Annotated in this window: 14 protein-coding genes; 9 read left to right on the top strand and 5 right to left on the bottom strand. The window is 65.4% G+C overall.

From position 1 onward, the window contains the following. The first annotated feature begins 231 nt into the window (after window positions 1-231). From CAF53_RS00960 to CAF53_RS00935, 6 genes are read left to right on the top strand one after another with little or no spacing between them, the layout of a single operon-like run. On the top strand, window positions 232-9,924 hold the full coding sequence (locus CAF53_RS00960) for a VCBS domain-containing protein (RefSeq protein WP_197707326.1): 9,693 nt from the start codon (window positions 232-234) through the stop codon (window positions 9,922-9,924). 52 nt (window positions 9,925-9,976) lie between these two features. Then, on the top strand, window positions 9,977-10,684 hold the full coding sequence (locus CAF53_RS00955; RefSeq protein WP_197707325.1) for an OmpA family protein: 708 nt from the start codon (window positions 9,977-9,979) through the stop codon (window positions 10,682-10,684). Between the two features lie 12 nt (window positions 10,685-10,696). Beyond that, window positions 10,697-12,091 (top strand): TolC family protein, encoded by a 1,395-nt coding sequence (locus CAF53_RS00950; protein WP_046763108.1) that lies wholly within the window; start codon window positions 10,697-10,699, stop codon window positions 12,089-12,091. Between the two features lie 53 nt (window positions 12,092-12,144). After that, window positions 12,145-14,304, top strand: coding sequence for a type I secretion system permease/ATPase (locus CAF53_RS00945; RefSeq protein WP_100237010.1), 2,160 nt, complete (start codon window positions 12,145-12,147; stop codon window positions 14,302-14,304). Further along, window positions 14,301-15,317: a cell wall hydrolase gene (locus CAF53_RS00940; RefSeq protein ID WP_100237009.1), complete on the top strand. Its 1,017-nt coding sequence runs from the start codon at window positions 14,301-14,303 to the stop codon at window positions 15,315-15,317. The genes CAF53_RS00945 and CAF53_RS00940 overlap by 4 nt, the downstream gene beginning before the upstream one ends. Then, entirely contained in the window at window positions 15,314-16,588 is a 1,275-nt protein-coding gene (locus tag CAF53_RS00935) for an HlyD family type I secretion periplasmic adaptor subunit (protein WP_046763105.1), read from the top strand. The genes CAF53_RS00940 and CAF53_RS00935 overlap by 4 nt, the downstream gene beginning before the upstream one ends. 9 nt (window positions 16,589-16,597) lie before the next feature. Here the strand turns inward: CAF53_RS00935 and CAF53_RS00930 are convergent, their stop codons facing one another. The 3 genes from CAF53_RS00930 to CAF53_RS00920 form a co-directional block, all read right to left on the bottom strand. Next, the gene (locus CAF53_RS00930) at window positions 16,598-17,614 is read right to left on the bottom strand and encodes a transglutaminase-like cysteine peptidase (RefSeq protein ID WP_242443343.1); all 1,017 of its coding nucleotides are present in this window, start codon (window positions 17,612-17,614) and stop codon (window positions 16,598-16,600) included. Between the two features lie 196 nt (window positions 17,615-17,810). Beyond that, window positions 17,811-19,784 (bottom strand): DNA topoisomerase IV subunit B, encoded by a 1,974-nt coding sequence (parE, locus tag CAF53_RS00925; RefSeq protein WP_046763299.1) that lies wholly within the window; start codon window positions 19,782-19,784, stop codon window positions 17,811-17,813. Between the two features lie 115 nt (window positions 19,785-19,899). Further along, window positions 19,900-20,580, bottom strand: coding sequence for a GcrA family cell cycle regulator (locus CAF53_RS00920; RefSeq protein WP_100237007.1), 681 nt, complete (start codon window positions 20,578-20,580; stop codon window positions 19,900-19,902). A gap of 117 nt (window positions 20,581-20,697) precedes the next feature. Between CAF53_RS00920 and CAF53_RS00915 the strand changes: the two genes are divergently transcribed. Continuing rightward, window positions 20,698-21,546: an ABC transporter permease gene (locus CAF53_RS00915; RefSeq protein ID WP_100237006.1), complete on the top strand. Its 849-nt coding sequence runs from the start codon at window positions 20,698-20,700 to the stop codon at window positions 21,544-21,546. A gap of 37 nt (window positions 21,547-21,583) precedes the next feature. On the opposite strand, the gene CAF53_RS29000 is transcribed toward CAF53_RS00915, so the two are convergent. Together CAF53_RS29000 and CAF53_RS00910 are read right to left on the bottom strand one after the other, a co-directional pair. Further along, window positions 21,584-21,709, bottom strand: coding sequence for a hypothetical protein (locus CAF53_RS29000; RefSeq protein ID WP_269748632.1), 126 nt, complete (start codon window positions 21,707-21,709; stop codon window positions 21,584-21,586). Then, window positions 21,709-23,028: a UDP-glucose/GDP-mannose dehydrogenase family protein gene (locus CAF53_RS00910; RefSeq protein WP_100237005.1), complete on the bottom strand. Its 1,320-nt coding sequence runs from the start codon at window positions 23,026-23,028 to the stop codon at window positions 21,709-21,711. Before CAF53_RS00910 ends, CAF53_RS29000 begins: the two co-directional genes overlap by 1 nt. Window positions 23,029-23,185: 157 nt before the next feature. Between CAF53_RS00910 and wecB the strand changes: the two genes are divergently transcribed. Both wecB and wecC read left to right on the top strand, forming a co-directional pair. Further along, window positions 23,186-24,325: a UDP-N-acetylglucosamine 2-epimerase (non-hydrolyzing) gene (gene wecB / locus CAF53_RS00905; RefSeq protein ID WP_100237004.1), complete on the top strand. Its 1,140-nt coding sequence runs from the start codon at window positions 23,186-23,188 to the stop codon at window positions 24,323-24,325. Window positions 24,326-24,421: 96 nt separating this feature from the next. Further along, a complete protein-coding gene (gene wecC, locus CAF53_RS00900) occupies window positions 24,422-25,717 on the top strand; it encodes a UDP-N-acetyl-D-mannosamine dehydrogenase (protein WP_046763099.1) in 1,296 nt (431 codons plus the stop codon). Window positions 25,718-25,815: the final 98 nt, after the last annotated feature.

The raw sequence follows: 25,815 nt of genomic DNA, 5'->3' as shown, positions 1-25,815 counted from the left end.
GGCGCCGAATAAGGTAAGTCATCGGGTCAGTAGAACATAAAAGCAGATGGATAATCCGGGGCGGCGTTGACTGGGCAAAGGTCATGCCGGCGGGAGATCGTTGACACGGGGCATTGGCTGATCCGCTGATTGCCACAATGTCTGGGAAGGCCTCAGGTCCGCATGCAATGGTGCATTCGGAGCATGGCTTTCTGTGCGCTCCTTCCGTGCCCCCATGGCGATGAGTTGGGGATGGACATGGATTTCGAGCGCAACTGGGATAGCAAAGACGCTGGCGACCATCAGCAGGCCCTCCATCCGGAGGCCTCTGCGCTGGCTGCCAAGGGCAAGGCGATCCATCCCGGCAAGATGCACCATCATGCTGGCCCCGTGCAGACGGTCACGCCCAACGCCCAGGGCGTTGTGGTCCTTCCCGCTGGCACCGACATCAACCAGATCGAGGTCGAAGGCCGCAACCTGATCGTCCATCTGCCCGACGGTACGGAGATGGTGATCGTGGATGGCGCGGTTGTCATGCCGCAGCTCGTCGTGGGCGATGTCGAAATCCCCTCGGTCAACCTTGCCGCGCTGCTGATCGGTCAGGAGCCGCAGCCCGCCGCCGGTCCGGCGCGCAGCTCCGGCGGCAATTTCATCGGCCCTGACGGCGATGTCGGCGATCCCCATGGTCTGGGCGATCTGCTGCCGCCCACCGAATTGCAATTCACCCAGCCCGAACAGCGCGAAATCCTGCCCATCGCGCCCGGCAGCGAGCCGGAAGTCGTCATCGTCACGCCCAACCAGCCCGCCGGCGCGATCGACGCGACCGCAGGCGTCAGCGAGGCGGGGCTTCCCGCACGCGGCAATGAACCGGCCGGTTCGGCGGCGGCGACCGACAGCGAGCGCACCAGCGGCACCATCCAGTTCGCCGCCAATGACGGGCTTGCAGGCATCACCATCAACGGGGTGACGATCACCGCCGTCGGCCAGACGGTGACGACGCCGCTCGGCGTGCTGACGATCACCTCCGTCGCCGACAATGCGATCGGCTACAGCTATGTGCTGAGCGACAATGTGGTGGGCGCGCCGCCGTCCGAAATCTTCACCGTGGTGGTGACGGACAGCGACGGGGACCATGCGACCGCGACACTGACCATCTCGATCGCCGACGACGCGCCCACCGCCGTCAATGACGTGGACAGCGTGACCGAGGACGGCCCGCTGGTCGCGGACGGCAATGTCCTGACCGGCGTTGGTGGGTCCGACGCGAACGCCACCGACGGTGTGGCGGACATTCAGGGCGCGGACGGCGCAGTGGTATCGACCACGGGTAGCTTCCAGGGTACTTATGGCGTCCTGACGCTCACCGCGTCGGGCGCCTACAGCTACACGCTGGCCAACGACAATGCAGCCGTGCAGTTCCTGGTGCCCGGGCAGACGCTGACCGACAGCTTCAGCTACACGATCACCGACGCCGACGGGGACACCTCCACCGCGACGCTGACCATCACCATCAACGGTGCGGATGACGGCATCACCATCACCGGCCTGAATGGCACGCCCGGCGTGGAAGGCGCCGAGGTCGTGGTGCTGGAAAGCCATCTGGCCGACGGTAGCGCGCCCGATGCGGCGGCGCTGACCCATGTGGGTTCCTTCGGCGTCAATGGCGCCGACGGCATTTCGACCGTGACGATCGGCGGTGTGACGGTGCTTGCCAACGGCGCATTCGTCGCCGGGCAGGTCGTGACGACGCCCGTCGGCACGCTGACCATCACGGGCTTCACGGCGACCGCTTCGCAGGGCGGGGTGCCGACCGCCGGCACCTTCAGCTACAGCTTCGTCCTGACCGACAACAGCCTGGCCCATGACGCGGCGGGCGCGGACAGCATTTTCCAGAGCTTCGCCGTGGTCGCTACCGACCGCAACGGCTCGACCGCCAATGCGACGGTCGACGTGCAGATCGTCGATGACGTGCCGGTCGCCCATAATGATGTCGATGGCGTGGCGGCGGGCAGCTATGGTCCGGAAACCGGCAACGTTATCACTGGCGCGGGTACGGTTTCGGGCACTGCGGGTGCAGACGTCGTCGGCGCGGACGGCGCCGTCGTGTCGAGTACGGGCAGTTTCCAGGGCAGCTACGGCACGCTGACGCTCAATGCCGACGGCAGCTACAGCTATGTGCGTGCGGCGGGGACGCCGGGCGGCGTCAGCGACAGCTTCACCTATACGCTGCGTGACGGGGACGGCGACACGTCGACTGCCACGCTGCGGATCGATATCGCCAACAGCGAAGTCACGATCATCTCGATCCCGAAGGTGGGCGAGGGGACGATCGTCGACGAATCCGGCCTGACGAACCCGATGGGTTCCAATGCCGGCAGCGGCGCCGACGCGACGGGTGGCACGATCACCTATTCCGCGCCCGACGGTCCCGCCTCGATCACGATCAACGGCACCCCGATCGGCGTGGGTACGCAGATCACCACCGACAAGGGCATATTGACGATCACTGGCCTCAATGACGGCCAGATCGAATATACCTATCAGCTGACGACCAATACCGCCGGCGATGATGTGAAGGACAACTTCACGGTCACGGTCACGGACGTCGATGGCGACAGCGCGACCGACACGCTGACCATCACCATCATCGACGACGTGCCGACCGCCGTGAACGATGCGGACTCCGTGCGCGAGGACGGGCCGCTGGTGGCTGACGGCAACGTCATCACCGGATCGGGCGGCAGCGACGCCAACGGCACCGACGGCAATGCCGACGTGCAGGGTGCGGACGGCGCGCATGTGACCGCCATCGTCTTCGGCGAGACGGCGGGCACGGTGGGCACGGCTCTGGCGGGCGCCTACGGTTCGCTGCTGATCCAGTCGGACGGCAGCTATGCCTATACGCTGAACAATGAGAATGGCGTGGTCCAGGGTCTGGACAAGAACCAGACGTTGACCGAGACCTTCACCTACACGCTGACCGACGGCGACGGCGATGCGCGCAACGCGACCATCACCATCACTATCCAGGGCAGCGACGATGGCGTGACGATCGGCGGCCTCGATGGGGAAGGCGCCGAAGAGATAGTCTATGAAAACGACCTGCCGGGGGGCAGCTCGGAAAATGCGGCGGCACTGACCCAGACGGGCAGCTTCACCCTGTCGGCGCTGGACGGCGTCGCGACGATCACGGTCGGCGGGCAGCCGATCTTCGGCGCAAGCGGCTTCATCAGCGGCGTCACCCTGTCCAACGCCTATGGCACGCTGACCATCACCGGCTTCACGCCGACGGTCGGCGCGGACGGCGATGTGATCGGCGGAACGGTCAGCTACAGCTATGTGCTGAACGACAACACGCTGCTGCACACGGGCGCGAATGACGGCAGTCTGACCGACAGCTTCGCGGTCGTCGTGACGGATACGGACGGCTCCAACGCCACCGCCAGCCTCGACATCACCGTGGTCGACGATGTGCCGACCGCCGTGGATGACGTCGTGCTTCAGCCCAGCGAAAACGTGGCGATCGACATCAACGTCATCGCCAACGACACGAAGGGCGCCGACGGCGTCGACCTGGCCACCGGCGTGGCGCTGACGACCGGCCCCTCCCAGGGCACCGCCGTCTATCAGGGCAACGGCATTTTCCACTACACTCCCAATGCGGGCGCGGAAGGCACCGACAGCTTCACCTACACCATCACCGACGGCGACGGCGATCATTCGACCGCGACGGTGACCATCACCCTGGCCGGGGATTCCAAGCCGACCGTGCAGGTGTCCGACCTGACCGTATCGGAGGCCGGTCTCCCCCTCGGCAGCGATCCGACGAGCAACAGCGAAACCGCCAGCGGCGCGATGACCATTGCGACCGGCGGCGATACGCTCGCCAAGGTCGAGGTGCAGGACAAGAATGGCGCCTGGGTCGATGTGACCGCGGCGACCGTCGGTACGCCGGTTGTCGTCAGCGGCGCGGCGGGGCAGTTGACCGTCACCTCCGACGGGTCAGGGCATTACAGCTACAGCTACACGCTGGCCGTCAACGATCCGACCCATCCGGACAATAATCCGCTGGATGGCGACGGCATCAGCGGCGCCGCCGATCCCAAGGCGGGCGACAGCTTCGCGGTCCGGGTGACGGACAGCGACGGCGATGTGTCGCCCAGCGCCAGCATCGACGTGACCGTGCTGGACGACGCCCCGACGCTCAGCGTCGACGGCCAGACCAGCGTGGTCGAAGGCGCGACGGCGACCGGCAGCTGGTCGGAAGTCATCGGCGCGGATCAGCCGGGAGCCAGCACCGTCGTGATCTTCGGCGGCAACAGCTATGCCATCGGCGCGGCGATCGACACGGGGCTGGGCACGCTGACGGTCAAGGCCGACCATAGCTGGACCTTCGTGTCGCACAACAATATCGACAACAGCCTCAACCCGTCGATCAGCTTCACCGTGCAGGTGACGGACGCGGACGGCGACGTGGCGCAGGACAGCCAGACGGTCGCCATCACCGACGGCGCCGGCCCGACGGCGGGCGAGCCGCTCAGCCTTCAGATGGACGACCAGAATCTGGCGGACGGCACGACGCCGGGCAAGGACGACTTCGCGCAGGGGGCGGTGAGCTTCACGGCCGGATCGGATGCACTGACCGGCTTTGCCTTTGCCACGGACCTGTCCGCTCTGGACGGCGGCCTGACCTGGAACCGGGTCAGCGCCACGCTGATCGAGGGTTGGGACGGCGCGGTCGGCACCGGCACCAAGGTCGTCGCGCTGACCCTGTCGGCGCCCGCCTCGATCGGCGCGGGCCTCAGCGGCAATGTGACCATCACGGCCACGCTGCTCGACAATTATGCGCATCATCCCGTCGCGACGGCCGATGACCTGGCACAGCTCGGCCATGTCGGCGTGGTCGCAAGCGACGTCGACGGCAGCAATGCCACCGCGACGGTCAATCTGTCGGTGTCCGACGATGTCCCGTCGCTGACGCTGGACGGCGCGGTCACGGTCGTCGAAGGCCAAACGGCGACCGGCACCTGGTCTGAAGTGATCGGTGCGGACCAGCCCGGCGCCACCACCCAGGTTCTCTTCGGCGGCAACAGCTATGCCATCGGCGCTGCGATCGACACGGGCCTCGGCACGTTGACGGTCAAGGCCGATCATAGCTGGACCTTCGTCGCGAACGGCAATCTCAACAACAATCTCAACCCGTCGATCAGCTTCGACATCAAGGTGACGGATGCCGACGGGGATGTCGCGCAGAAGAGCCAGACGGTCGCAATCACGGACGGCGCCGATCCGACAGCCGGTCCGCCCATCAGCCTGGGGCTCGACGACCAGAATCTGGCCGGTGGCACGAGCCAGGGCAATCCGGATTTCACCAGCGGCACCATCACCTTCACGCCCGGTTCGGATGCCATCACCTCGATCGTGTTCGGCGGCATCGGCAGCCTGACCGGCGACCTGAACTGGGTGCGGGTGTCCGACACCCAGATCACCGGATCGGATGAGCGCGGCGTCGTCGTGACGCTCGACCTTTCGGTGGCGGGCAATGTCGCGACGGTGACGGCGACGCTCAACGACAATTATGACACCCATCCGGGCATCAATGTCGACGATCTGGTGGCCTTGGGATCGGTGCAGGTCATCGCCCAGGATACCGACGGCGACACGGCGGTCAGTTCCGTATCGGTCAGCGTGTCCGACGACCTGCCGGTCGTCAGCGCCAATCCGGCGGTCCAGCTCGACGACGACGCCCTGTCCGGCGGCAATGCGGGCGGGACCGGCGATACCGCCGACAGCCTCAACGTGACGGGCACGCTGGCGCATGACTATCGCGCTGACGGGCCTGGCGGGATCACCCTGCTCAACACGGGCGCGCCTTCCGGCTTCACCTATGAAAGCAACGGTACCGTCCTGCTGGTGAAGCAGGGTGGCACGACAGTGCTGACCGTAACGCTGACCGACCCGGTGGCAGGCACCTATTCGGTGGTGCAGAATGCGGCCATCTCGCATCCCGCCGGGGGTAACGAGAATAATGTCAGCTTCTCGATCGGCTACCGCGTGACCGATGCCGATCATGATTATGCCGACGGCTCGCTGACCATCAACGTCAACGATGACACGCCAGTGGCGGCGAACGACACCGATTTCGTCAAGGAAGACGTCACGCTGACGGCCAGCGGCAATGTGCTGACGGGCGTGGGCAGCGATGGCAATCCGGCGGGCGCGGACTCGCTGGGCGCCGACGGTCCGGCGGCGGGCGGGGCGGTGACGGCGGTTACTGGCGGTACCATCGGCGGCAATGCCGCCGGCGCATATGGCACGCTCGTCCTGAACGCTTCGGGCACCTATACCTACACGCTGAACAACGGCCTGGCGGCGGTCCAGCATCTGGGCGAAGGCCAGACGCTGACCGACAGCTTCACCTACACGATCACGGACGGCGACGGCGACAGCACGACCGCCGTGCTGACGATCACCATCCAGGGCACCAATGATGCCCCGCTGGTGGACAAGGGCATAGCGATCGTTTCGGAGGAAGGGCTGTTCGGCGCCAATCCCGACACGGTGGGATCGCCCAGCGATACGACCAACTCGGCCGTGGCCACCGGCACGATCACGGCAAGCGACGCCGACGGCAACACGATCGGCATGACGTTGGGCGATCCGGGTGCGGTGCTGACCGCCGACGGCCTGCCCGTCACCTGGACCGGGGTCGGCACGCAGGCGCTGACCGGTTCGGCAGGCGGCGTGCCGGTCATCACGATCACGATCACCAACGGGGGCGCCTATACCGTCACCCTGTTGCAGTCGGTCGACCATAACGGCCTCAATGTCGAGGATCTGAAGAATTTCTCGGTCCCCGTGAATGTCACCGACGGCATCACGACGGTTGCCACCAGCATTGCCGTGACGATCGAGGATGACAGCCCGACTGCGGCCGATGACAATATCACCACCACGGAAAATGCGGCGGCCTCGACCGGCAATGTCCTGACCAACGATCATGTCGGCGCGGACACGCCGGGCGCCGTCGTGTCGATCAATGGCAGCGTGATCACCGCGGGCGGCAGCCAGACGATCGTCGGCAGCTACGGCACGTTGCAGATATTCTCCGACGGCAGCTACAATTATACGCCCAAGACATCGGTGCCTTCGGGATCGTTCGACAGCTTCACCTATGTGATGCGCGATGCTGATAATGACACGGCCACCGCGACGCTGAAGTTCACCTTCGCAGGCGACGCCAACAAGCCGACGGCGGACAACACCGCCGCCAAGCTGGACGATGACGGCCTGACCGGCGGCAATCCGCTGAGCACGACCGGCGATGTCGACGCCAATGTCGGTGACAATGGCATCGCAGGTCCTAGCGAAGCGAGCTTCAGCGGCACCTTGCCCTTCACCTTCGGCGCGGACGGCGGCGGCAGCGTCACCTTCGCGAACCTGAACGGTACGACTGGTACCGTCGGAACCGAGACCGTGGCCTATAGCTGGAACGCGGGCACCAACACGCTGACCGCCACGGTCAATGCGGGTGCACGGAGCGGCACGGCGTTGTTCCAGGTGGTCGTCAATCCGACGACCGGGGCCTATACGGCAACATTGCTCGACAATGTCCTGCACGCCGCCGGCGGCAATGAGAATAACGCTGCCGTCAGCCTCAACTTCCTTGTGACGGACAGCGATTATAACGCGACCACCAATCCGACATCTTCGGCCATCGGCCAGCTCAACATATCGTTCAACGACGATATGCCTACGCTTGGCGTCGTGCAGAGCCAGCAGACCGACAATAATGTCGCCACGACACCGGCCGTAGGCACGCTGCATTATGCCGCGGGCGCCGATGGCACCGGATCGATGCTGATCACCGCCGATACGTCGTCCATCACCGTGGGCGGACAGGCGGTCAGTACGGTCCAGAACGGCAATGTCCTTACCGCCTATGTCGATGCCGACCATAGCGGCGGTTTCAATGCGGGCGATACCACGGTCTTCACGCTGACGGTCAATCCGGACGCGGGCACCTCCGGCCAATATGTGTTCGATCTGGTCACGAAGCTCGATCCCGTCGTGACCGATGTGCCGATCGGCTCGGGCAGCTCATTCGGTTCCGGCCCCAGCAACGAAATCGTGGTGACGGACAAGTTGACGTCGCAGCAACTGGTCTATGTGACCGGCTGGGCGCCGACCGGTGGCTTCACCCCGCAGGAAATCGCGATCTGGGAAGCTGGCGGAGCGGTTGCCGCGACCCAGACGAGCAACGTCAACGGCTCGACCCAGGGATGGGGGCTTTCCAACAATAATTTCGATGCAGGCGAGTTCCTGCGGTTCGATTTCGGCACCCTTGCCGATTATGATGGCGCAGGCGGCTATACCCCGCCCGGCACCTACAATATCGTCAATGCGTCCTATGCCACCTTCTCGTTCTTCAATTTTACGAGCGGCGAGAAGATCATCTTCGTGGCGCATTATACCAATGGCACCACCCAGGCGTTCGAGATCAATGGGCCTGACGCCGACAACCAGCAGAAGATTTCCGCTCCGGGCGGCACGCTGATCGACTGGATCGACGTCTATCAGTCCAGCGGGGACATGAAGCTGAACCTGACCAATGTCGGCGTTGCCAGCAGTTCGGTCGACAAGACCATCCCCTTCACCCTGCAACTGACCGATGGCGACGGGGATACGACCGCAACCCAGAGCTTCAGCGTCCATGTCAAGGACGGCCTGTCGCCTGCCATTCCTGCCGCCCCGATCGCTGTCGATCTGGACGGCGATGGGTTGGAATTCGTGCCGCTCTCCGCGGGGGTCAACCACGATTACGGCCAGGGAGTGGTCGGCACCGCCTGGGTTTCGTCCGATGACGGTTTGCTCGCCCATGTCGTGGGAAGCGGCTATGACATCGTCTTCTCCGATGACGCAGCGGGCGCGAAGAGCGATCTGGAAGGCCTGCGCCTTGCCTATGACAGCAATGGCGACGGCAAGTTCGATGCCAATGACGCCGCCTTCCATGAATTCGGCGTCTGGCAGGATGCGAACAGCAATGGCGTGGTCGATGCGGGCGAGTTCAAGTCGCTTGCGGCCATGGGCATCGCCTCCATCGACCTGACGGCCGATGGAAAGGGCTATACCGCCGCCGATGGCGATGTGACGGTGCTGGGTGAGGCGAGCTTCACCCGTACCGACGGAACCAAGGGTACGGTGGGCGACGTCACTTTCCTTACTGGCGCTAGCAGCGATGCGAGCAAGAGCACGGAAAGCCCCACCAGCGGCTTCAATCAGGCGCTGCTCGCGGCCAGCCTGGTCGCGGCGGTCGGCGCCGCCGAGGCGACGCATGACCAGCAACCCGCTCCGGCCGCGACCGAAACCGCGCCGGTCGTGACCGAAACCGCGCCGGCCAGCACTGCGACCGTGGAGCCGACGGCGACCGAGAGCAATGCGACATCGCTCGCTCCCGCTGACGGTCAGTCGACGCCTGAGGCGCAGCAACCGGCCCAGCAGGCGAGCCATGGCGGTGATGAACCGGCAACGGATCATGCCACGCTGTCCGACGGCGGCGCAGCCCATGCTCCGGCGTCCGTCGACACGGCTGAGGCCGACCAGCCTTCGCTGGGCGATCATCAGGGGCTGCTCGCGCAATCGATCAACCTCCCGTCCTTCGACGGCAATGCGGCAGCGGTTCTGGCTGCGGCGCAGCAGGCCGCGCAGCCGGGGGTTTCGACCGCCAATGCGGCGGAGGTTGTGAAGGAAGCGCTGGGAACCCATGACGCACCGCATATCGATGCGTTGTTGGCTGCCCTGCCGGGTGGCGAGCATCCGGTGGTCCCGGCCTTGTTCAATCCGGTCGCCGTGGATGCGGTCGACAGCGGGCATCTGGCGGCGGCCACCGCCATCTTCGAAGCCGCGATGGTGGCGCATGAAGCGATGGCGGTCGGGCATGCCTGAAGCTGGGGCTGATCTTGATTTTGTCTCGCGGGGAATTTTGGGGAGAGTGAATATGCGAAATGCGTTGGGGAGGGTAGCAGCGGTCGGGCTGGTGACTGCCATGCTGACGACCACCACGGCCTGGGCGGCGCCTGCTTCGCCCTTGCTGCAACTGGGCAAGTCCGAACTGAAGGATGCGCTGAACGGCCGTTATGACACGGCCGTCAAGGCTGTCGGCGACGCCGGCACGCGCGCCGCGCAGGACAGCCGCTGGACCTACGCCGTGGAGGCGAAGAACCAGTGCGGCATCGCCATCGGTTTTCTGAAATCCGGCACGAAGGATGCGGACAGCATCAACAAGTGCGACGACTTTGTGGCACGCCTTTCGGCGCCGCCACCGCCGCCGGTGGCGGCAGCTTCAGCCCCACCCGCGCTGGACTGCACGGCACCGGCGGTGTCCATCTTCTTCGACTGGAACATGGACACGCCGCTTCCCGAAGGCGTCAACACCATCACCACCCTGGCGCAGACGGCTGCCCAGTGCGGCTGGCATCGTTTCGGCGTCACCGGCTACACCGATACGTCGGGCGCCACCAAATATAATGACGGCCTGTCGCTGCGCCGGGCGCAGAATGTCGCCAGCCTGCTGGGCCAGGGCGGCATCGCGACCGATGCCATGACCGTCACGGGCCTGGGCGAAACCCAGCTCAAGATCGAAACCGCCGATGGTGTGCGCGAACCGATGAACCGTCGGGTCGAAATCACCGCCAGCGCGAATTAAGGGGAGGAAGGCATGACTATCATGCGCAAGACATGTGGCAGCCTGATCGCCCTTTGTGCGGCTGCGATGGTAAGCACGGGCTGGGCTCAGACCACCGATCTCAAGAGCGCGATCGCCGCGGCGATCGACAGCCATCCGGAAATCAACCAGGCTATCCAGAACAAGGAAGCGATCGAATTCGAACGCGAACAGGCGCAGGGCCTTTACCTGCCGCGCGTCAGCGTGGAAGGATCGGCGGGTGTCCGCCGCCTGGAAAATTCCACGCGCCGCGCCATCGGGATCGAGGACCAGACGCTCTGGCCGCTGGAAGCCAGCGTGCTGGGCGAATGGACCGTTTTCGATTCGGGCTATCGCAGCGCGGAAAAGCGGCGGCAGGCGGCCCGGACTGACGGCGCCGCCCTGCGCGTGGGCGAACGTTCGCAATTCGTGGCGCTGAACGTCACCCGCCAATATCTCGACTATATGCTCCAGCAGCGGGTCGTCGCGGCGGCGGAGGACAATATCGCCTTCCACCGCAAATTGCTGGGCGATCTGGGCGAGGGCGTGTCCAAGGGATCGATCAGCATCGCCGACCAGCAGCAGGCGGAGGAACGGCTCCAGGCCGCCCTCGTCCGCAAGAGCGAGGCGGAGCAGGACATGACCAATGCGGCCATTTCCTTCCGCACGCTGACCGGCCTGTCGATCGATCAGGTGACCATGCCCGATGCGGTGACGAGCGCCGTGCCGCCGACGCTGGACGAAGCGATCGCCTCGGCCCGTACCAACAATCCGCTGATCCGCGAGGCCGAAGCCGATATCCAGGCCGCTCACGCGGTGGTGGATGAAGCGAAGTCGGAACTTGGGCCGACGGTCGGGCTGGAAGGGCGCGGGCGCATCGGTGAGGATGTGGACGGCTTCAAGGGCAGCACCAACGACGTGCAGGGCCGGGTGGTCCTGCGCTGGCAGCTCTATAATGGCGGCATCAACCGGGCCAAGGTCCAGGAAATGACCCGCCGGGCGAGCGAGGCGCGTTTCCGCCTGAGCCAGCGCCAGCGCGAGGCGGAAGAGGACGTCCGCACCGCCTGGAACCGTTGGGACACGGAAAAGAAGCGCGTCAACGATCTGGCGCGTCAGGGCACGGTGTCCGACGGGCTGCTGGTGTCCTATCGCGAGCAGTTCAATGTCGGGCGGCGTTCGCTGCTGGATGTGCTGGATACGCAGAACACCCGTTTCAACACGCAGGTGCGGACGGAAACGGCCCGCTTCTCCGAAATCTTCGCGCAATATCAGATCCTGGCAGCGACCAACCAGTTGCTGGACACGCTGGGGATTGCGGCTCCCTCGGGCGCCAACCCCTATGCGCGCAAGAAATATGATGTCCCCGATCTGCCGCCCGCCGAATTGCAGCGGCGGCGTTATCCGGGCTAAGTTTCATTATTGGGGGTCATCCCGGCGCAAGCCGGGATGGCGCGGGGTAAACAATGTTGGAACGAAGCACACTCAGTCTGGCCGAATGGCTGGACCATCAAGGCACGCCCAGCGACGAGCTGGTTGAATGCATCGCCCATGCGGCGCGGCATTTCGACCGCTCGCCGGGTATCGTGAGCCTTCGCGCCGGCCTCGCCGTCGATGAATCCGGGCGATTGCCCTTCCATCAGGCGGAATCGGCGCTCGACCAGATCGGCTTGCTCAGCGATCATGTCCGGGGCCGGCTGGACAAATGGCGGCCGGGCAATCTGCCCGCCATCCTGCCGCTTCGGGGCGGCCGCTTCCTGCTGCTGATGGACATCAAGGCCGGCGACGTGCTGGTCCAGCTTCCACACGCGAATGAAGCGGTCTGGGCGCCGCTCAGCGATCTGGAGGGCAGTTTCACCGGCGAAGCGCTGGTCGTCATGGCCGATCATGGCCGCGAACGGGCCGAGGAACGTCCGTGGGACGAGCGCGCCCGCCAGCACTGGTTCTGGCGCGAAGTCTGGCGCGCGCGCGGCGGCTTCGGCTATGTGATGCTGGCGGCGGCGATCATCAACCTGCTCGCCTTCGCGCTGCCGCTGTTCACGATGAACGTCTATGACCGGATCATCCCGAACAAGGCAGCCTCCAGCCTCTGGGTGCTGGGCGTCGGCGTGATGCTGGCCTTCAGCCTCGACTTCGCGCTGCGCATCGCGCGCGCAAGGCTGGTGGACGAGGCCGGGCGGGAGATCGACGAACGCCTGTCGCAACGCCTGTTCGAAAAGGTGCTGAACACGCCGCTGGCAAGCCGGTCCGGCAGCACCGGCGCGCTGGCGCGGCGCGTGTCGGAATTCGAATCCGTGCGCGAATTCTTCACCTCGACCACGGTCGTCCTGGTGGTGGACATCGCCTTCCTATTCTTCTTCGTTGCCATCATCGCCCTTCTGGGGGGCTGGCTGGCCATCGTGCCGGTCGTCATGATGGGGATCATGGCGAGCGCGGGATTTTTCCTGCAACGGTCGATGGCCCGCCTGTCGCGCGACGCACAGGCGGATTCCAGCCTGCAAAGCGCGGCGCTGGTCGAGGCGATCGGCGGCATCGAGACGCTGAAGGCCTGCCGTGCCGAAGGACGGATGCTGGAGCGCTGGCGCCGCTACGCCCGGATGAGCGCGGCGACGCAGGAAAATCTGCGGCGGCTGAGTTCGAAGAGCGTGACCCTGGCGGCCCTCTGCCAGCAGGTGACGAGCATCGCCCTGGTCATCGGCGGCTTCTACATGTTCGCAGCGGGCGACATTTCGATGGGCGCGATCATCGCCATCGTCATGCTGGCCGGGCGTTCGCTGGCGCCGGTCGGGCAACTCGCCTTCGTCATCGTGCGGGCGCGGCAGGCGATGACGACGCTCGACAGCCTTCAGACGCTGATCGACCAGCCCGACGAACGGCTGGATGGCGCGCGCGGCATCATCCCCAAGATCCGCAAGGGCGCCATTGTCGCGCAAGGGCTGGAGTTCGCCTATCCGGGCGCCAGCCAGCCGAGCCTGCGCGGCATCGACCTGCGCATCGAACCGGGCGAACGCATCGGCCTGATCGGCCGGGTCGCGTCGGGCAAATCGACGCTGGGCCGGGTGATTTGCGGTCTTTATCCGCCCACCGGCGGCCTGCTGACCATCGACGATGTCGACAGCCGCCAATATCATCCGCATGAGCTGCGTTCCTCCTTCCGCTTCGTCGGGCAGGATGCCGAGCTGTTCAGCGGGTCGGTGCGGGAAAATCTGATTCTGGGAGCGCGCGAAGCCAGCGACGAAAAGCTGCTGGAGGCGCTGGAGCGTTCGGGCGCGGCGCGCTTCTTCGGGCGCGATGCGGCGGGGTTCGACCTGCATATCGGCGAACGCGGCAGCCGCCTTTCGGGTGGGCAGCGCAGCTTCCTGGTCATGGCGCGCGCGCTGGTGGAACCGGCCAAGCTGCTCTTCCTCGATGAGCCGACAGGGGCGATGGACAACCAGACCGAAAACCTGTTCATCGACCATCTGGAAAAGGCGCTGGAGCCCGATCAGACGCTGATCGTGTCGACCCACCGCCATGCGCTGCTACGGATCGTGGACCGGCTGATCGTGATCGATCAGGGCGTGGTGCTGGCGGACGGACCGCGCGACGAGGTCATCGGCCAGCTCCAGCGGGGGGCAGGGCAATGAGCGTTCTACTCCGCAGCGTCGGCATTGCCGCTCCCGTGGCGCTGGCGGTCGCGACGGCCGTGCTTTGGCACCATGAGCCGCCGCGTCCCGCCGTGCAGGCCAGGATCGTGGAAGCCGTTCCGGCGATCCCCCGCCAATATCTGGCGCTGGTTCAGATGACGGAACAGGCCGATGCCGCAGCGGAAGGCGACGGCATGGATGGTGCCAAGGCCCGCGAGGAAAATGCGCGCCTCGGCTTTTCAGGCGGCACGATCGCTTCGGCCAAGCCCTTCCGCGCCCTGGCCACGGCAGGCGAGGATCACGACCGCGCGCTCCAGTGCCTGACGCAGGCCGTCTATTATGAAGCGGCCCGCGAGCCCGAAAGCGGCCAGCGCGCCGTCGCGCAGGTGGTGCTGAACCGCGTTCGCCATCCCGCCTTCGCCAAGACGGTGTGCGGCGTCGTCTATCAGCGTTTCGATGCATCGGTCTGCCAGTTCAGCTTCGTCTGCGACGGATCCCTTGCGCGCCATCCGCTGCCGGACCTGTGGAGCCGGGCGAAGCGGATCGCCGCCGATGCGCTGGCCGGGCGGGTCGAGAAAGAGGTCGGCACGGCGACTCATTATCATGCCGATTACGTCTTCCCGCGCTGGGCGCCGCATCTGGCCAAGCTGGCGCAGCTCGGCGCGCATATCTTCTATCGCTGGCCGGGCGGCTGGGGCCTGCCGGGCGCCTTCACCGGGCGTTATGCCGGGGGCGAGCATATTCCGGCCTTCGACCCGTCGCGCTTCGCCACGGTTGCGGAGCCCGCAATCGACTATCCGCCCGTCGCGGCCCTGCCCGAACGCCGGGCGTCCAACGATGTCGGCGGTCGCATGGACCCGACCAAGGGGTGGAAGCTCTCCATTCCCGATCCCTCGACAAGCGGCGGTGCGCTCAGCGACATGCTCGCCCGCCAGCAGACAGCCGCCCAGCAGCCCGCAAAATCTTTGGCGCTGGCGGCCGACGACCATTTATCTCAAAAGGTGCAACCATGATTTCGCGCTGGGTACGCTGGCTGCGGGGCCAACCGGGCAACAAGCAGGTCATCCTCTACAGCGGCGGCGGCATGCTGGTCTTCCTGATGTGGGCCAGCCTGGCGCCGGTGGATGAGGTGACGCACGGGCAGGGCAAGGTGATCCCGTCCAGCAAGGCGCAGGTCATCCAGTCCGCCGAACCGACCACGATCGAGGAAATCCTCGTCCGATCCGGGCAGAAGGTCGCCAAGGGCCAATTGCTGGTGCGTCTGGACGACGCGATGCTGGCGTCGGAACTGGGCCAGCTTCAGGCGGAGACGCGCTCGCTCACCGCACGCGCCGGTCGTCTGGAACGGGAAGGCACCGGTGCAGGCGCGGACTGCACGACAGGCGGGCCGGAATGCGCGCAGGAACAGGCGCTTGCCGCCGTGCGCCAGTCGGCGTTGCGCAGCAAGCAGGATGCCCTGTCGGCACAGGTCGACCAGCGCCGCCGCGAACTGGGTGAGGCGCAGGCGACGATCGAAAGCCTGGGCGGTAGCGTGCAACTGGCGCGGCAACGCGTGGCGATGCTGGAACCGCTCGCCGCCAAGTCGATCGTTCCGCAGACCGAATTGCTCGACGCCCGGCGCGAGCTGGTCGATGCACAGGGTCGGCTGAACGCCGCGCAGCAGCAGGCCTCGCGCGCGTCCGCCGCGATCCGCGAGGCGCAGGCGCAGCTTTCCGAAGCGAATTTCCAGTTCCGTCAGGATGCATTGAACGAACGCAGTCAACTCGAGGCCAAGATCGCCGTCAACAGCGAGTCTCTTCGGGGCGCAAAAGGACGGGCGCAGCGGGCGGAGATCCGCTCGCCCGTCGACGGCGTGGTCAACGATGTGCAGGTGACGACCATTGGCGGCTATGTCAGCCCAGGCCAGAAGATCATGCAGATCGTCCCCGTGGGTGAAAAGCTGCTGGTCGAGGCGCGGGTGAAGCCCAACGACATCGCCTTCATCAAGACCGGCGATCGCGCCGTGGTGAAGGTGACGGCCTATGACTTCTCCATCTATGGCGGGCTGACCGGCACGGTGCAGCAGGTGTCGGCCGACAGCGTCTATGACGAAGCGACGCGGGAGGCCTATTTCACGGTGGTTGTGGAGACGGACCGCGCCTGGCTTGGCTCGGGCGCGCACAGGTTGCCGATCACGCCCGGCATGGTATGCGATGTGGAGATCATGACCGGCCGCAAGTCGGTCCTGGCCTATCTGCTGAAACCCATCATGAAGGCCCGCTCGGAGGCTCTGCGGGAAAGATAAGCCGGAGGGTCAGCGCGCCGCGAACTGCACGGGTTGCGGCGCCGTCACCCGATAGCCATGGGTCCAGCGGCCAAAGGCGTTGAAGCTCATGATCGGCCGATAGTCGCTGACGCCGGACGAAGGCAGCACCCGGTCGGTCATGTTGTCGAGGATCATCAACTCCCCGCCGATCCGCACCGCCAGCACGGCGTGGTCCGCCTGCCGCACCAGGTCGCGGGCGATCACCAGGAACATGGCGCGGCGGTCGAAACCCGCCGCTTCCAGCAGCTTCATCTTGGCGATGGCATAATCCTCGCAATCGCCCGCCCCGCTTTGCAGCGTCCGCGCGGCTGACGCCCAATTATCGCCGCCCTGCCGGTCATCCACGAAATGCAGCCGTCGGTTGACCCAGCTATTGATCATCTCGACCTGTTGCTGGCCCGACGAGCCGCGGGCGGCATTGAGGACGGCGCTCCATACCCCTTTGCCGGGCAGGGCGGCGGAGACCGACGCCCATTTGCCGTCAAGCAGGGTTCGGGAAATCGGCATGGCGACCGATCCGAACACATCGGGCTGCCCATTGCGCGGCGGCGGGAGCTGACCCGAGAGCGCGGGAAACGTGCGGGCGGGCATGACGAAGCCGTTGGCCTGCGGCACGGCGGTTGCCGTCAGGGCGGGCAGGAAGCCGCGCATGAAGCCCGGCACCAGTTCCGGCTGGCGATAGCTCACCACGGAGAGCTGCACCCCCTGCAACTGCCAGCCGGGCAGCTTGCCGCTGAAATCGGCGATGCGGCGGTCGTTGACGATGGCGTCGGGGGCCATAGGTTGCGCGATCCAGGGAGCCTGGATGGTCCCGCTGCCCTGCTGCGCGCTGATCGCCGCCAGGCGGCTCATGCCGCCCGCCAGGAGATTGGCGGTAGCACGGTCGGCGGGCGTATAGGCGGCAACGCCCTGACCGAGAGAGTCAGGAAAGTCAGCGAGCGGCGCTTGCGCCAGGGCATGACTGCTTGCCGCTGCCAGCAACAGGGCAGGCGCAGCGCGAAGCATGGTATGGCACAGGGCCGGCGAGCGAAGGGATGGGGCGAAGCCTGACATGCTTGCCCGTATCGCGTCGAAAATTGAACATCCGGTGCCCCGCGCTGGTTAATGCGGCGGTAGGCAAAAAATTGCCGGCAATTTTTTGCCCGGCAATTTTCCGGTAAATCGCGAAATCTGATGTCGCGATTTTCACGACAATTGCAGGTCAGGCGTCGATCGCCTCTTCGTCGACGTTCGCGGCATTTTCCTGAATGAAGGCAAAGCGATGCGCCGGATTGGTGCCCATCAGCCGTTCGACCAGTTCGCGCACCTGCTGCCGGTCCTCAATGTCGTCGGGCAGGGTCACGCGGATCAGGCTGCGGGTCTTGGGGTCCATCGTCGTTTCGCGGAGTTGGCCCGGGTTCATTTCACCCAACCCCTTGAAGCGACTCACTTCGACCTTCTTGCCCTTGAACTCCTTGCGCAGGATTTCTTCGCGATGCGCGTCGTCCTTCGCGTAAAGGCTCTTGCCTCCGGCGACCAGGCGATAGAGCGGTGGCTGCGCCAGATAGAGGTGCCCGCGCCGCACCAGTTCCGGCATCTCCTGGAAGAAGAATGTCATCAGCAGCGTCGCGATATGCGCGCCGTCCACGTCGGCGTCGGTCATGATGACGATGCGTTCGTAACGCAGATTGTCGGGATTGCAGTCCTTGCGCGTGCCGCAGCCCAGCGCCAGGATCATGTCGGCAATCTCCTGATTGGCCAGGATCTTGGCGGTGTTGGCCGAGGCGACGTTCAATATCTTGCCGCGCAGGGGCAGGATCGCCTGGGTCTTGCGGTCGCGCGCCTGCTTGGCCGATCCGCCCGCCGAGTCACCTTCGACCAGGAAGATTTCCGCGCCTTCGGGATCGTCATTGGAACAATCGGTCAGCTTGCCGGGCAGCCGCAGCTTGCGCGCGCTGGTCGCGGTCTTGCGCTTGACCTCCTTCTCCTGCTTGCGCTTGAGGCGCTCATCCATGCGGTCGAGCACATAGGCGAGCAGCGCCTTGCCCCGCTCCATATGGTCGGACAGATAATGGTCGAAATGGTCGCGCACCGCATTCTCGACCAGCCGCGCGGCTTCCGGGCTGGTGAGCCGGTCCTTGGTCTGGCTCTGGAATTGCGGATCGCGGATGAAGACCGAAAGCATGATCTCCGAAGAGGTCACGATGTCGTCGGCGGTGATGTCCTTCGCCTTCTTCTGTCCCACCAGTTCGCCAAAGGCGCGAATGCCCTTCACCAACGCGGCGCGCAGGCCGGTCTCATGGGTGCCGCCATCGGGCGTCGGGATGGTGTTGCAATACCAGCTATAGGAACCGTCCGACCAGAGCGGCCAGGCGACCGCCCATTCGACCCGGCCTGCCGCTTCGGGAAAATCCTGCGAGCCGGAGAAGAAGGCGCTGGTCGCGCATTCGCGGTCGCCCACCTGTTCCTTCAGGTGATCGGCCAGACCGCCCGGAAACTGGAACACGGCCTCAGGCGGCGTGTCGTCGCCGATGAGTTCCGGCGCGCATTTCCAACGGATTTCGACGCCCGCGAACAGATAAGCCTTCGACCGCGCCAGCCGGTAGAGGCGGGACGGCTTGAACTTCTGCTCCCCGAAAATCTCCGTATCGGGAATGAAACTGACCGATGTGCCGCGACGGTTGGGCGCCGCGCCGACCTTCTCCAGTCCGCTGCTCGGCAGCCCCTGAGTGAAGCTCTGGCGGAAGAGTTCCTTGTTGCGCGCCACCTCGACCACGGTGATGACAGACAGCGCGTTCACCACGCTGATGCCGACACCATGCAGGCCGCCCGAGGTCGCATAGGCCTTGTCGGTGAATTTGCCGCCCGAATGGAGCGTGGTCAGGATCACTTCCAGCGCCGACTTGCCCGGAAATTTCGGGTGCGGATCGACCGGGATGCCGCGGCCATTGTCGGTGATGGTGAGCTTGTTGCCCGGCTCCAGCAGCACCTCGATCCGCGTGGCATGGCCCGCGACCGCCTCGTCCATGCTGTTGTCCAGCACTTCGCTGGCGAGGTGATGGAGCGCCCGCTCGTCCGTGCCGCCGATATACATGCCGGGGCGACGCCGGACCGGTTCCAGTCCTTCCAGCACTTCGATGGCGGAGGCGTCATAGCCGGGGGAGGAGGTGGGCTGGCTCTCGAACAGATCGGACATGGGCATAGCTATAAGCGGGTGCGCGGCTTGCGCAAGCGGGAGGCGCAAAGGAAAGGGCCGGGTCCTTTTTTGGAACCGGCCCTTTCCTGCGAGTATATCTCTTAAGCGAAGGTCCTTACCGAACCCGCGGTCCGCCGAAGGGAAGCGGCGGCGGCGGACGCCGCGTACCGCGCGGCAACTGCGCCTGGTACGCGCGGCCGCAATGCTCGACGCAATAGGGGAAGCCGGGGTTCACCGCTTCGCCGCAGAAATGGAAATCCGGTTCACCCGGATGGCCCATCGGCCATTTGCAGATGCGTTCGGTCAGGTCGAGCAAGGAGGTCTTGCCGGCGATTTCCGGGCTGGGCTTGGCCGGGACCAGACGGCGCGGCGGCGCGGGCGGGATCGGTGCCTGCTGGTCGCCCGGGCCTTGACGCAGAAAGCCGCCCGGACCGACGGAGATGATGCGCGGTTGGGGCTTGGGCGGTTCCGCATCCGACGCTGTCGATGCGGCCGGGGCGGGCGCGGGCGCCGCCGGAGCAGGCGCGCGCACCGGCGCGGGCGCGGCATGATGGACCGGGGCGGCCGGCTTGGGCGCATCGGCTTCGGGTGCGGGCTTTCGCACGGGCGGCGCGGCCTTCTTGGGCGCTTCGTTGGCTTTTACCGGGGAAGGGCGCGATTGCAGGCCCAGGCGATGCGCCTTGCCGATCACCGCATTACGGCTGACCCCGCCCAGTTCGTCCGCGATCTGGCTGGCGGTCAGGCCCCGTTCCCACATTGCCTTGAGCTGGTCGATACGCTCGTCGGTCCAGGACAATGAATGACTCCTCAAAATTTCAAATTCGCGCCCTATATGGGGCGCGCCGGCACGGGTTCAATTTCCCGCGCATAACGCCCTTGCGGCACAACCTCTCAGCCGATAGTCGATCCGACCATGAACGACCAGACCAAAATTGCAGCGTCCCTGTCGCCTCAGCCGCCTTTCCATGAGCCGGGCGAGTTGGTCATCCGCAATGTCAATTGGGCGGGAACCCGGGCTCTCTACAGGAAAGAGGTGCGGCGCTTCATGAAGGTGCAGCTCCAGACCATCTGGGCGCCTGCCGTCACGACGCTGATGTTCCTGGTGATCTTCACGCTGGCGCTGGGTGGCGCGAATCGGCAAGTGCTTGGCGTGCCCTTCGCCGATTTCATCGCGCCGGGCCTGATGATCATGGGCATGATGAACAATGCCTTCGCCAATAGCAGCTTTTCCCTGCTGGCGGGCAAGATGCAGGGAACGTTGATCGATTATCTCATGCCGCCCTTGTCGGTCAGCGAATTGCTGCTGGCGCTGGTCGGCGCGGCGGTGACGCGGGCCTTTTGCGTGGGTCTTGCATTGTGGGCGGCCATGGCCTTGTGGCCGGGCGTGCATGTGACCCCGGCGCATCCCTGGGCGATCCTGTGGTTCGGACTGATGGGGGCGGGGCTGACGGCCTTCATCGGCGTGCTGACGTCGATCTGGGCGGAAAAGTTCGACCACGCCGCCGCCATAACCAATTTCGTGATCGGGCCGATGACGCTGCTGTCGGGCACTTTCTATTCCATCGATCGCCTTGCGCCCGTCTTCCGCGCGATCAGCCACGCCAATCCCTTCTTCTACGCCATTTCCGGCTTCCGCTACGGTTTCGTCGCGGCGGCGGACGGCGACGTGATGGTGGGCAGCGTGGTGCTGCTGGGTCTGAACGTCGCGCTGGGCCTGCTATGCTATATATTGCTCAAACGTGGGTGGAAATTGAAGGCGTAAAACTTCCCTTCCGTTCGCCCCGCGCACCTGTCGGGGGTCAGATCAACCCCGCGACAACCGGCACGACGAGCATGATCGCGAACAGCGCAAGCGCCGCCACCACCCAATGATGCAGCCGGGGGAGGGAGCGTTCATCACACCCTCCCTCTGGTTTCAGCAGCATCAGACGTTGACGCCCTTGCCCCCGACGCGGGTGAGCGAGAAGCCCGCTGCCTCGGCTTCCCTGCGCGGATAGATGTTGCGCAGGTCGACCAGAACCGGCCCGTTCATCGAAGCGGCCAGCCGTTTCAGGTCCAGCGCCCTGAATGCGTCCCATTCCGTCACCAGCACCAGCGCATCGGCCCCGGTCGCCGCCTCATAGGCGTCCTTCACCATGCTCACGCCCGGCATCAGCGGCGCGGCCACGTCCATGCCTTCGGGGTCATAGGCGACGATCTTCGCGCCCGCATCCTCCAGCGCCTGCACGATGGCCAGGCTCGGCGCATCGCGCATGTCGTCGGTATTGGGCTTGAAGGTCAGGCCCAGCAACGCGACCGTCTTGCCCCGCGCCTCGCCGCCCAGGGCTTTCACGATCTTGCGCCCCATCGCCCGCTTGCGCAGGTCGTTCACCTGGACGACGGTTTCGACGATGCGGATCGGCGTGTCATAATCCTGCCCGGTCTTGACCAGCGCCAGCGTGTCCTTCGGGAAGCAGGAGCCGCCATAGCCCGGGCCGGCATGCAGGAACTTGCTTCCGATCCGGTTGTCGAGGCCGATGCCCCGCGATACGTCCTGCACCTCGGCACCCACGGCTTCGCACAGGTCCGCCATCTCGTTGATGAAGGTGATCTTGGTCGCCAGGAAGGCGTTGGCGGCATATTTGATCAACTCCGCCGTGCGCCGTCCGGTGAACATGACCGGCGCCTGGTTGAGATTGAGCGGGCGGTAGACCTGCGCCATCACATCGATGGCCCGCTCGCTGCCGGTGGTGCCGACGACGACGCGGTCGGGCCGCTTGAAATCCCCGATCGCCGCGCCTTCGCGCAGGAATTCCGGGTTGGAGACGACCTGGATGTCGAGGTCGGGCCGCGCTTCCCGGACGATCCGCTCGACCTCGTCGCCGGTGCCGACCGGAACGGTGGACTTGGTGACGATGACGGTCGGCCCATCCAGCGATTCCGCGATTTCCTTCGCCGCCGCATAGACATAGCTCAGATCCGCATGCCCATCGCCGCGCCGCGAAGGCGTGCCCACGGCGATGAAGATCGCATCCGCGCCCTTCACGCCTTTCGCCAGATCGGTCGTGAAGGTCAGCCGTCCGGCCGAAGCATTGCTGCCCACCAGATGGTCCAGGCCGGGTTCAAAGATGGGCATGCGTCCGGATTCGATCGCGGCGATCTTGCCCGCATCCTTGTCCACGCACACCACGTCATGGCCGAAATCGGCAAAGCAGGCGCCTGACACCAGCCCGACATAGCCCGTGCCGATCATCGTGATCTTCATAAAATAACTGAGCCCTCGATTGGGAAAATGGTTCGGCTGGCCTCTAGCATAGGTCCTTGCCAATGCGAAAGCGCGCGTCGGGAGTACCCATGTTCAGGGGATGGTTACCATTTTCTGTCAGCCACTTACCCGTAAGACGGCTTGCAAAGGGTAAGAAATGAAGGTTGCGCTGGTGTTCGGGACGCGCCCCGAAGCGATCAAGCTGTTCCCGGTGATTCACGCGCTGCGGGCGCGGAAGGATGTGGAAACCCGGGTGATCGTGACCGCGCAGCATCGCGGCCTGCTGGACCAGGTGCTGGAGATTGCCGGGATCGCCCCGGACATCGACCTGGACGTGATGACCCCAAACCAGACGCTGGACGGCCTGACGGCGAAGCTGATCGTGGAACTGGGGAGGGCGTTCGACGCGGAGAAGCCGGACCGCGTGGTCGTGCACGGCGATACCCTCACCACCATGGTCGCCAGCCTCGCGGCCTATTACCGCAAGATTCCGGTCGCCCATGTCGAAGCCGGCCTGCGCAGCGGCGACATCCACCACCCCTGGCCGGAGGAGGTGAACCGCCGCGTCGTGGCCTGCATCGCGGACATGAATTTCGCCCCCACGGACGCCGCCGCGAACGCCCTGCTGGCCGAAAATCGCGACCCGGCGACCATCCATGTCACCGGCAACACCGTGATCGACGCGCTGCTCGCGACACGCGAGCGCGTTCTGGCTGAACCTCGTCTCGCTTCAGGTTTGGACGGCCTTGCCCAGCGCTTTGCCGGCAAGCGGATCGTCGCCGTCACCAGCCACCGCCGCGAGAATTTCGGCGGAGGCATGGAAGCGATCGCCCGCTCCATTGCGGAGATCGCCCAGCGTCCCGACATGGCGGTGATCTTCCCGGTCCATCCCAATCCCCATGTGCGCCCGGTCATGGACGCCGTGCTCGCCGGCCTTCCCAATGTCGCGATGATCGAACCGCTGGACTATCCCCATTTCGTCCGCCTGCTGGACCTGTGCCACCTCGTCCTCACCGACAGCGGCGGCGTGCAGGAAGAGGCGCCCTCGCTCGGCAAGCCGGTCCTCGTCATGCGCGAGACGACCGAACGTCCGGAAGGCGTGGCGGCGGGCACCGCGAAACTGGTCGGCACCGACCGCGCGAAGATCGTCCGCTCCGTTTTCGACCTGCTGGACGATGAAGCCGCCTACGCCGCCATGTCCCGCGCCCACAATCCCTTCGGCGATGGGCAGGCATCGGAGCGGATCGCGGACATCATCGCCGCGAGCGCGCAAGCCGATATGAACGAGGCAGCGTAAAGTTCCGGTACGCGCAAGCGCGTCTTTCATTACCGAAATCTTCAGCATTTCCCGTCACAAACCCACCGAACCCAAAGGCATCCCCAGGACCCCTCCATGCCCCTCGAAAAGCTCCAGCAGAAGGTATCCGTCGTCGGCCTAGGCTATATCGGCCTGCCGACCGCCGCCCTGATCGCGCGCGGCGGAGCGCAGGTCGTCGGCGTCGACGTCAGCGCCCATGTCGTGGAGACGGTCAACTCCGGCCGCGTCCATATCGAGGAAGTCGACCTCGACGGCCTCGTCCAGGGGGTCGTCTCCCGCGGCAATCTCCGCGCCAGCCTGGAGGTGGAACCGAGCGACGTCTTCATCATCGCGGTCCCCACGCCCGTAGCCGAAGACCGCGCGCCCGACATCAGCCATGTCCTGAAAGCCGCCCGCACCGTCGCCCATGTCCTGAAATCCGGCGACACGGTTATTCTCGAATCCACATCGCCGGTCGGCACCACGGAAGCCATGCGCGACCTCTTCGCGCAACTTCGACCCGACCTCAAAATGCCGGAACCCGGCGTGGCGGGCGACATCGCCATCGCCTATTGCCCCGAACGCGTCCTGCCCGGTCGCATATTGGTCGAACTGATCGACAATGACCGCTGCATCGGTGGCATCACACCCCGCTGCGCCCGCAAGGCGCTGGGCTTCTACCGCCAGTTCGTGCGCGGCGCCTGCATCACCACCAGCGCCCGCGCCGCCGAAATGGTGAAGCTGGTCGAAAACAGCTTTCGCGACGTCAATATCGCCTTCGCCAACGAGCTGTCCGTGATCGCGGAGCGCATGGACATTGACGTGTGGGAAGTCATCCGCCTCGCCAACCGGCACCCCCGCGTCAACATATTGCAACCCGGCCCCGGCGTGGGCGGCCACTGCATCGCCGTCGACCCCTGGTTCATCGTTCATGGCGACCCGGAAAACAGCCGCCTCATCCGCACCGCGCGGGAGGTCAATGACGGCAAGACCGACTATGTGGTCGCGAAAGCATCCGACCTGATAGACGAATTGCCGGGTGAGGACGTCGCCTGCCTCGGCCTCGCCTTCAAACCCAATATCGACGATTTCCGGGAAAGCCCCGCCGTGAAGGTCGCGGCTCGCCTTGCCAGGCGCTATGGCCGCCGCATCAAGCTGGTCGAACCTTATGCCCATGATCTGCCGATGGAGTTCGCCGGAACGGGCGCCGAACTGATCGATCTCGATACGGCTCTGGAACAATGCGGCGTTTTCGTCATTCTTGTCGATCATGACATGTTCAAATCGGTTCCGGTGGACGAACGCGCCGACAAGGCGGTCTACGACACGCGCGGCGTCTGGCCGGATCAGCCCCGGCGAGTCATCCCGGATCAGGCCCGGATCGCCATCTGATCGGCAGCGCAGGCGCGCCTGCGGTTGCCATGTCCCCGTTGCGCCGTTAACCCCGCCCGAAACGGCGCGTTTTGAACGCGCTGCCTGAATAGCGCGGG

It is taken from the genome of Sphingobium sp. LB126, assembly GCF_002795205.1.
GTDB lineage: Bacteria > Pseudomonadota > Alphaproteobacteria > Sphingomonadales > Sphingomonadaceae > Sphingobium > Sphingobium chungbukense.
The sequence above is the reverse complement of the archived record's forward strand: the minus strand, read 5'-3'. Positions and strand labels throughout refer to the sequence as shown.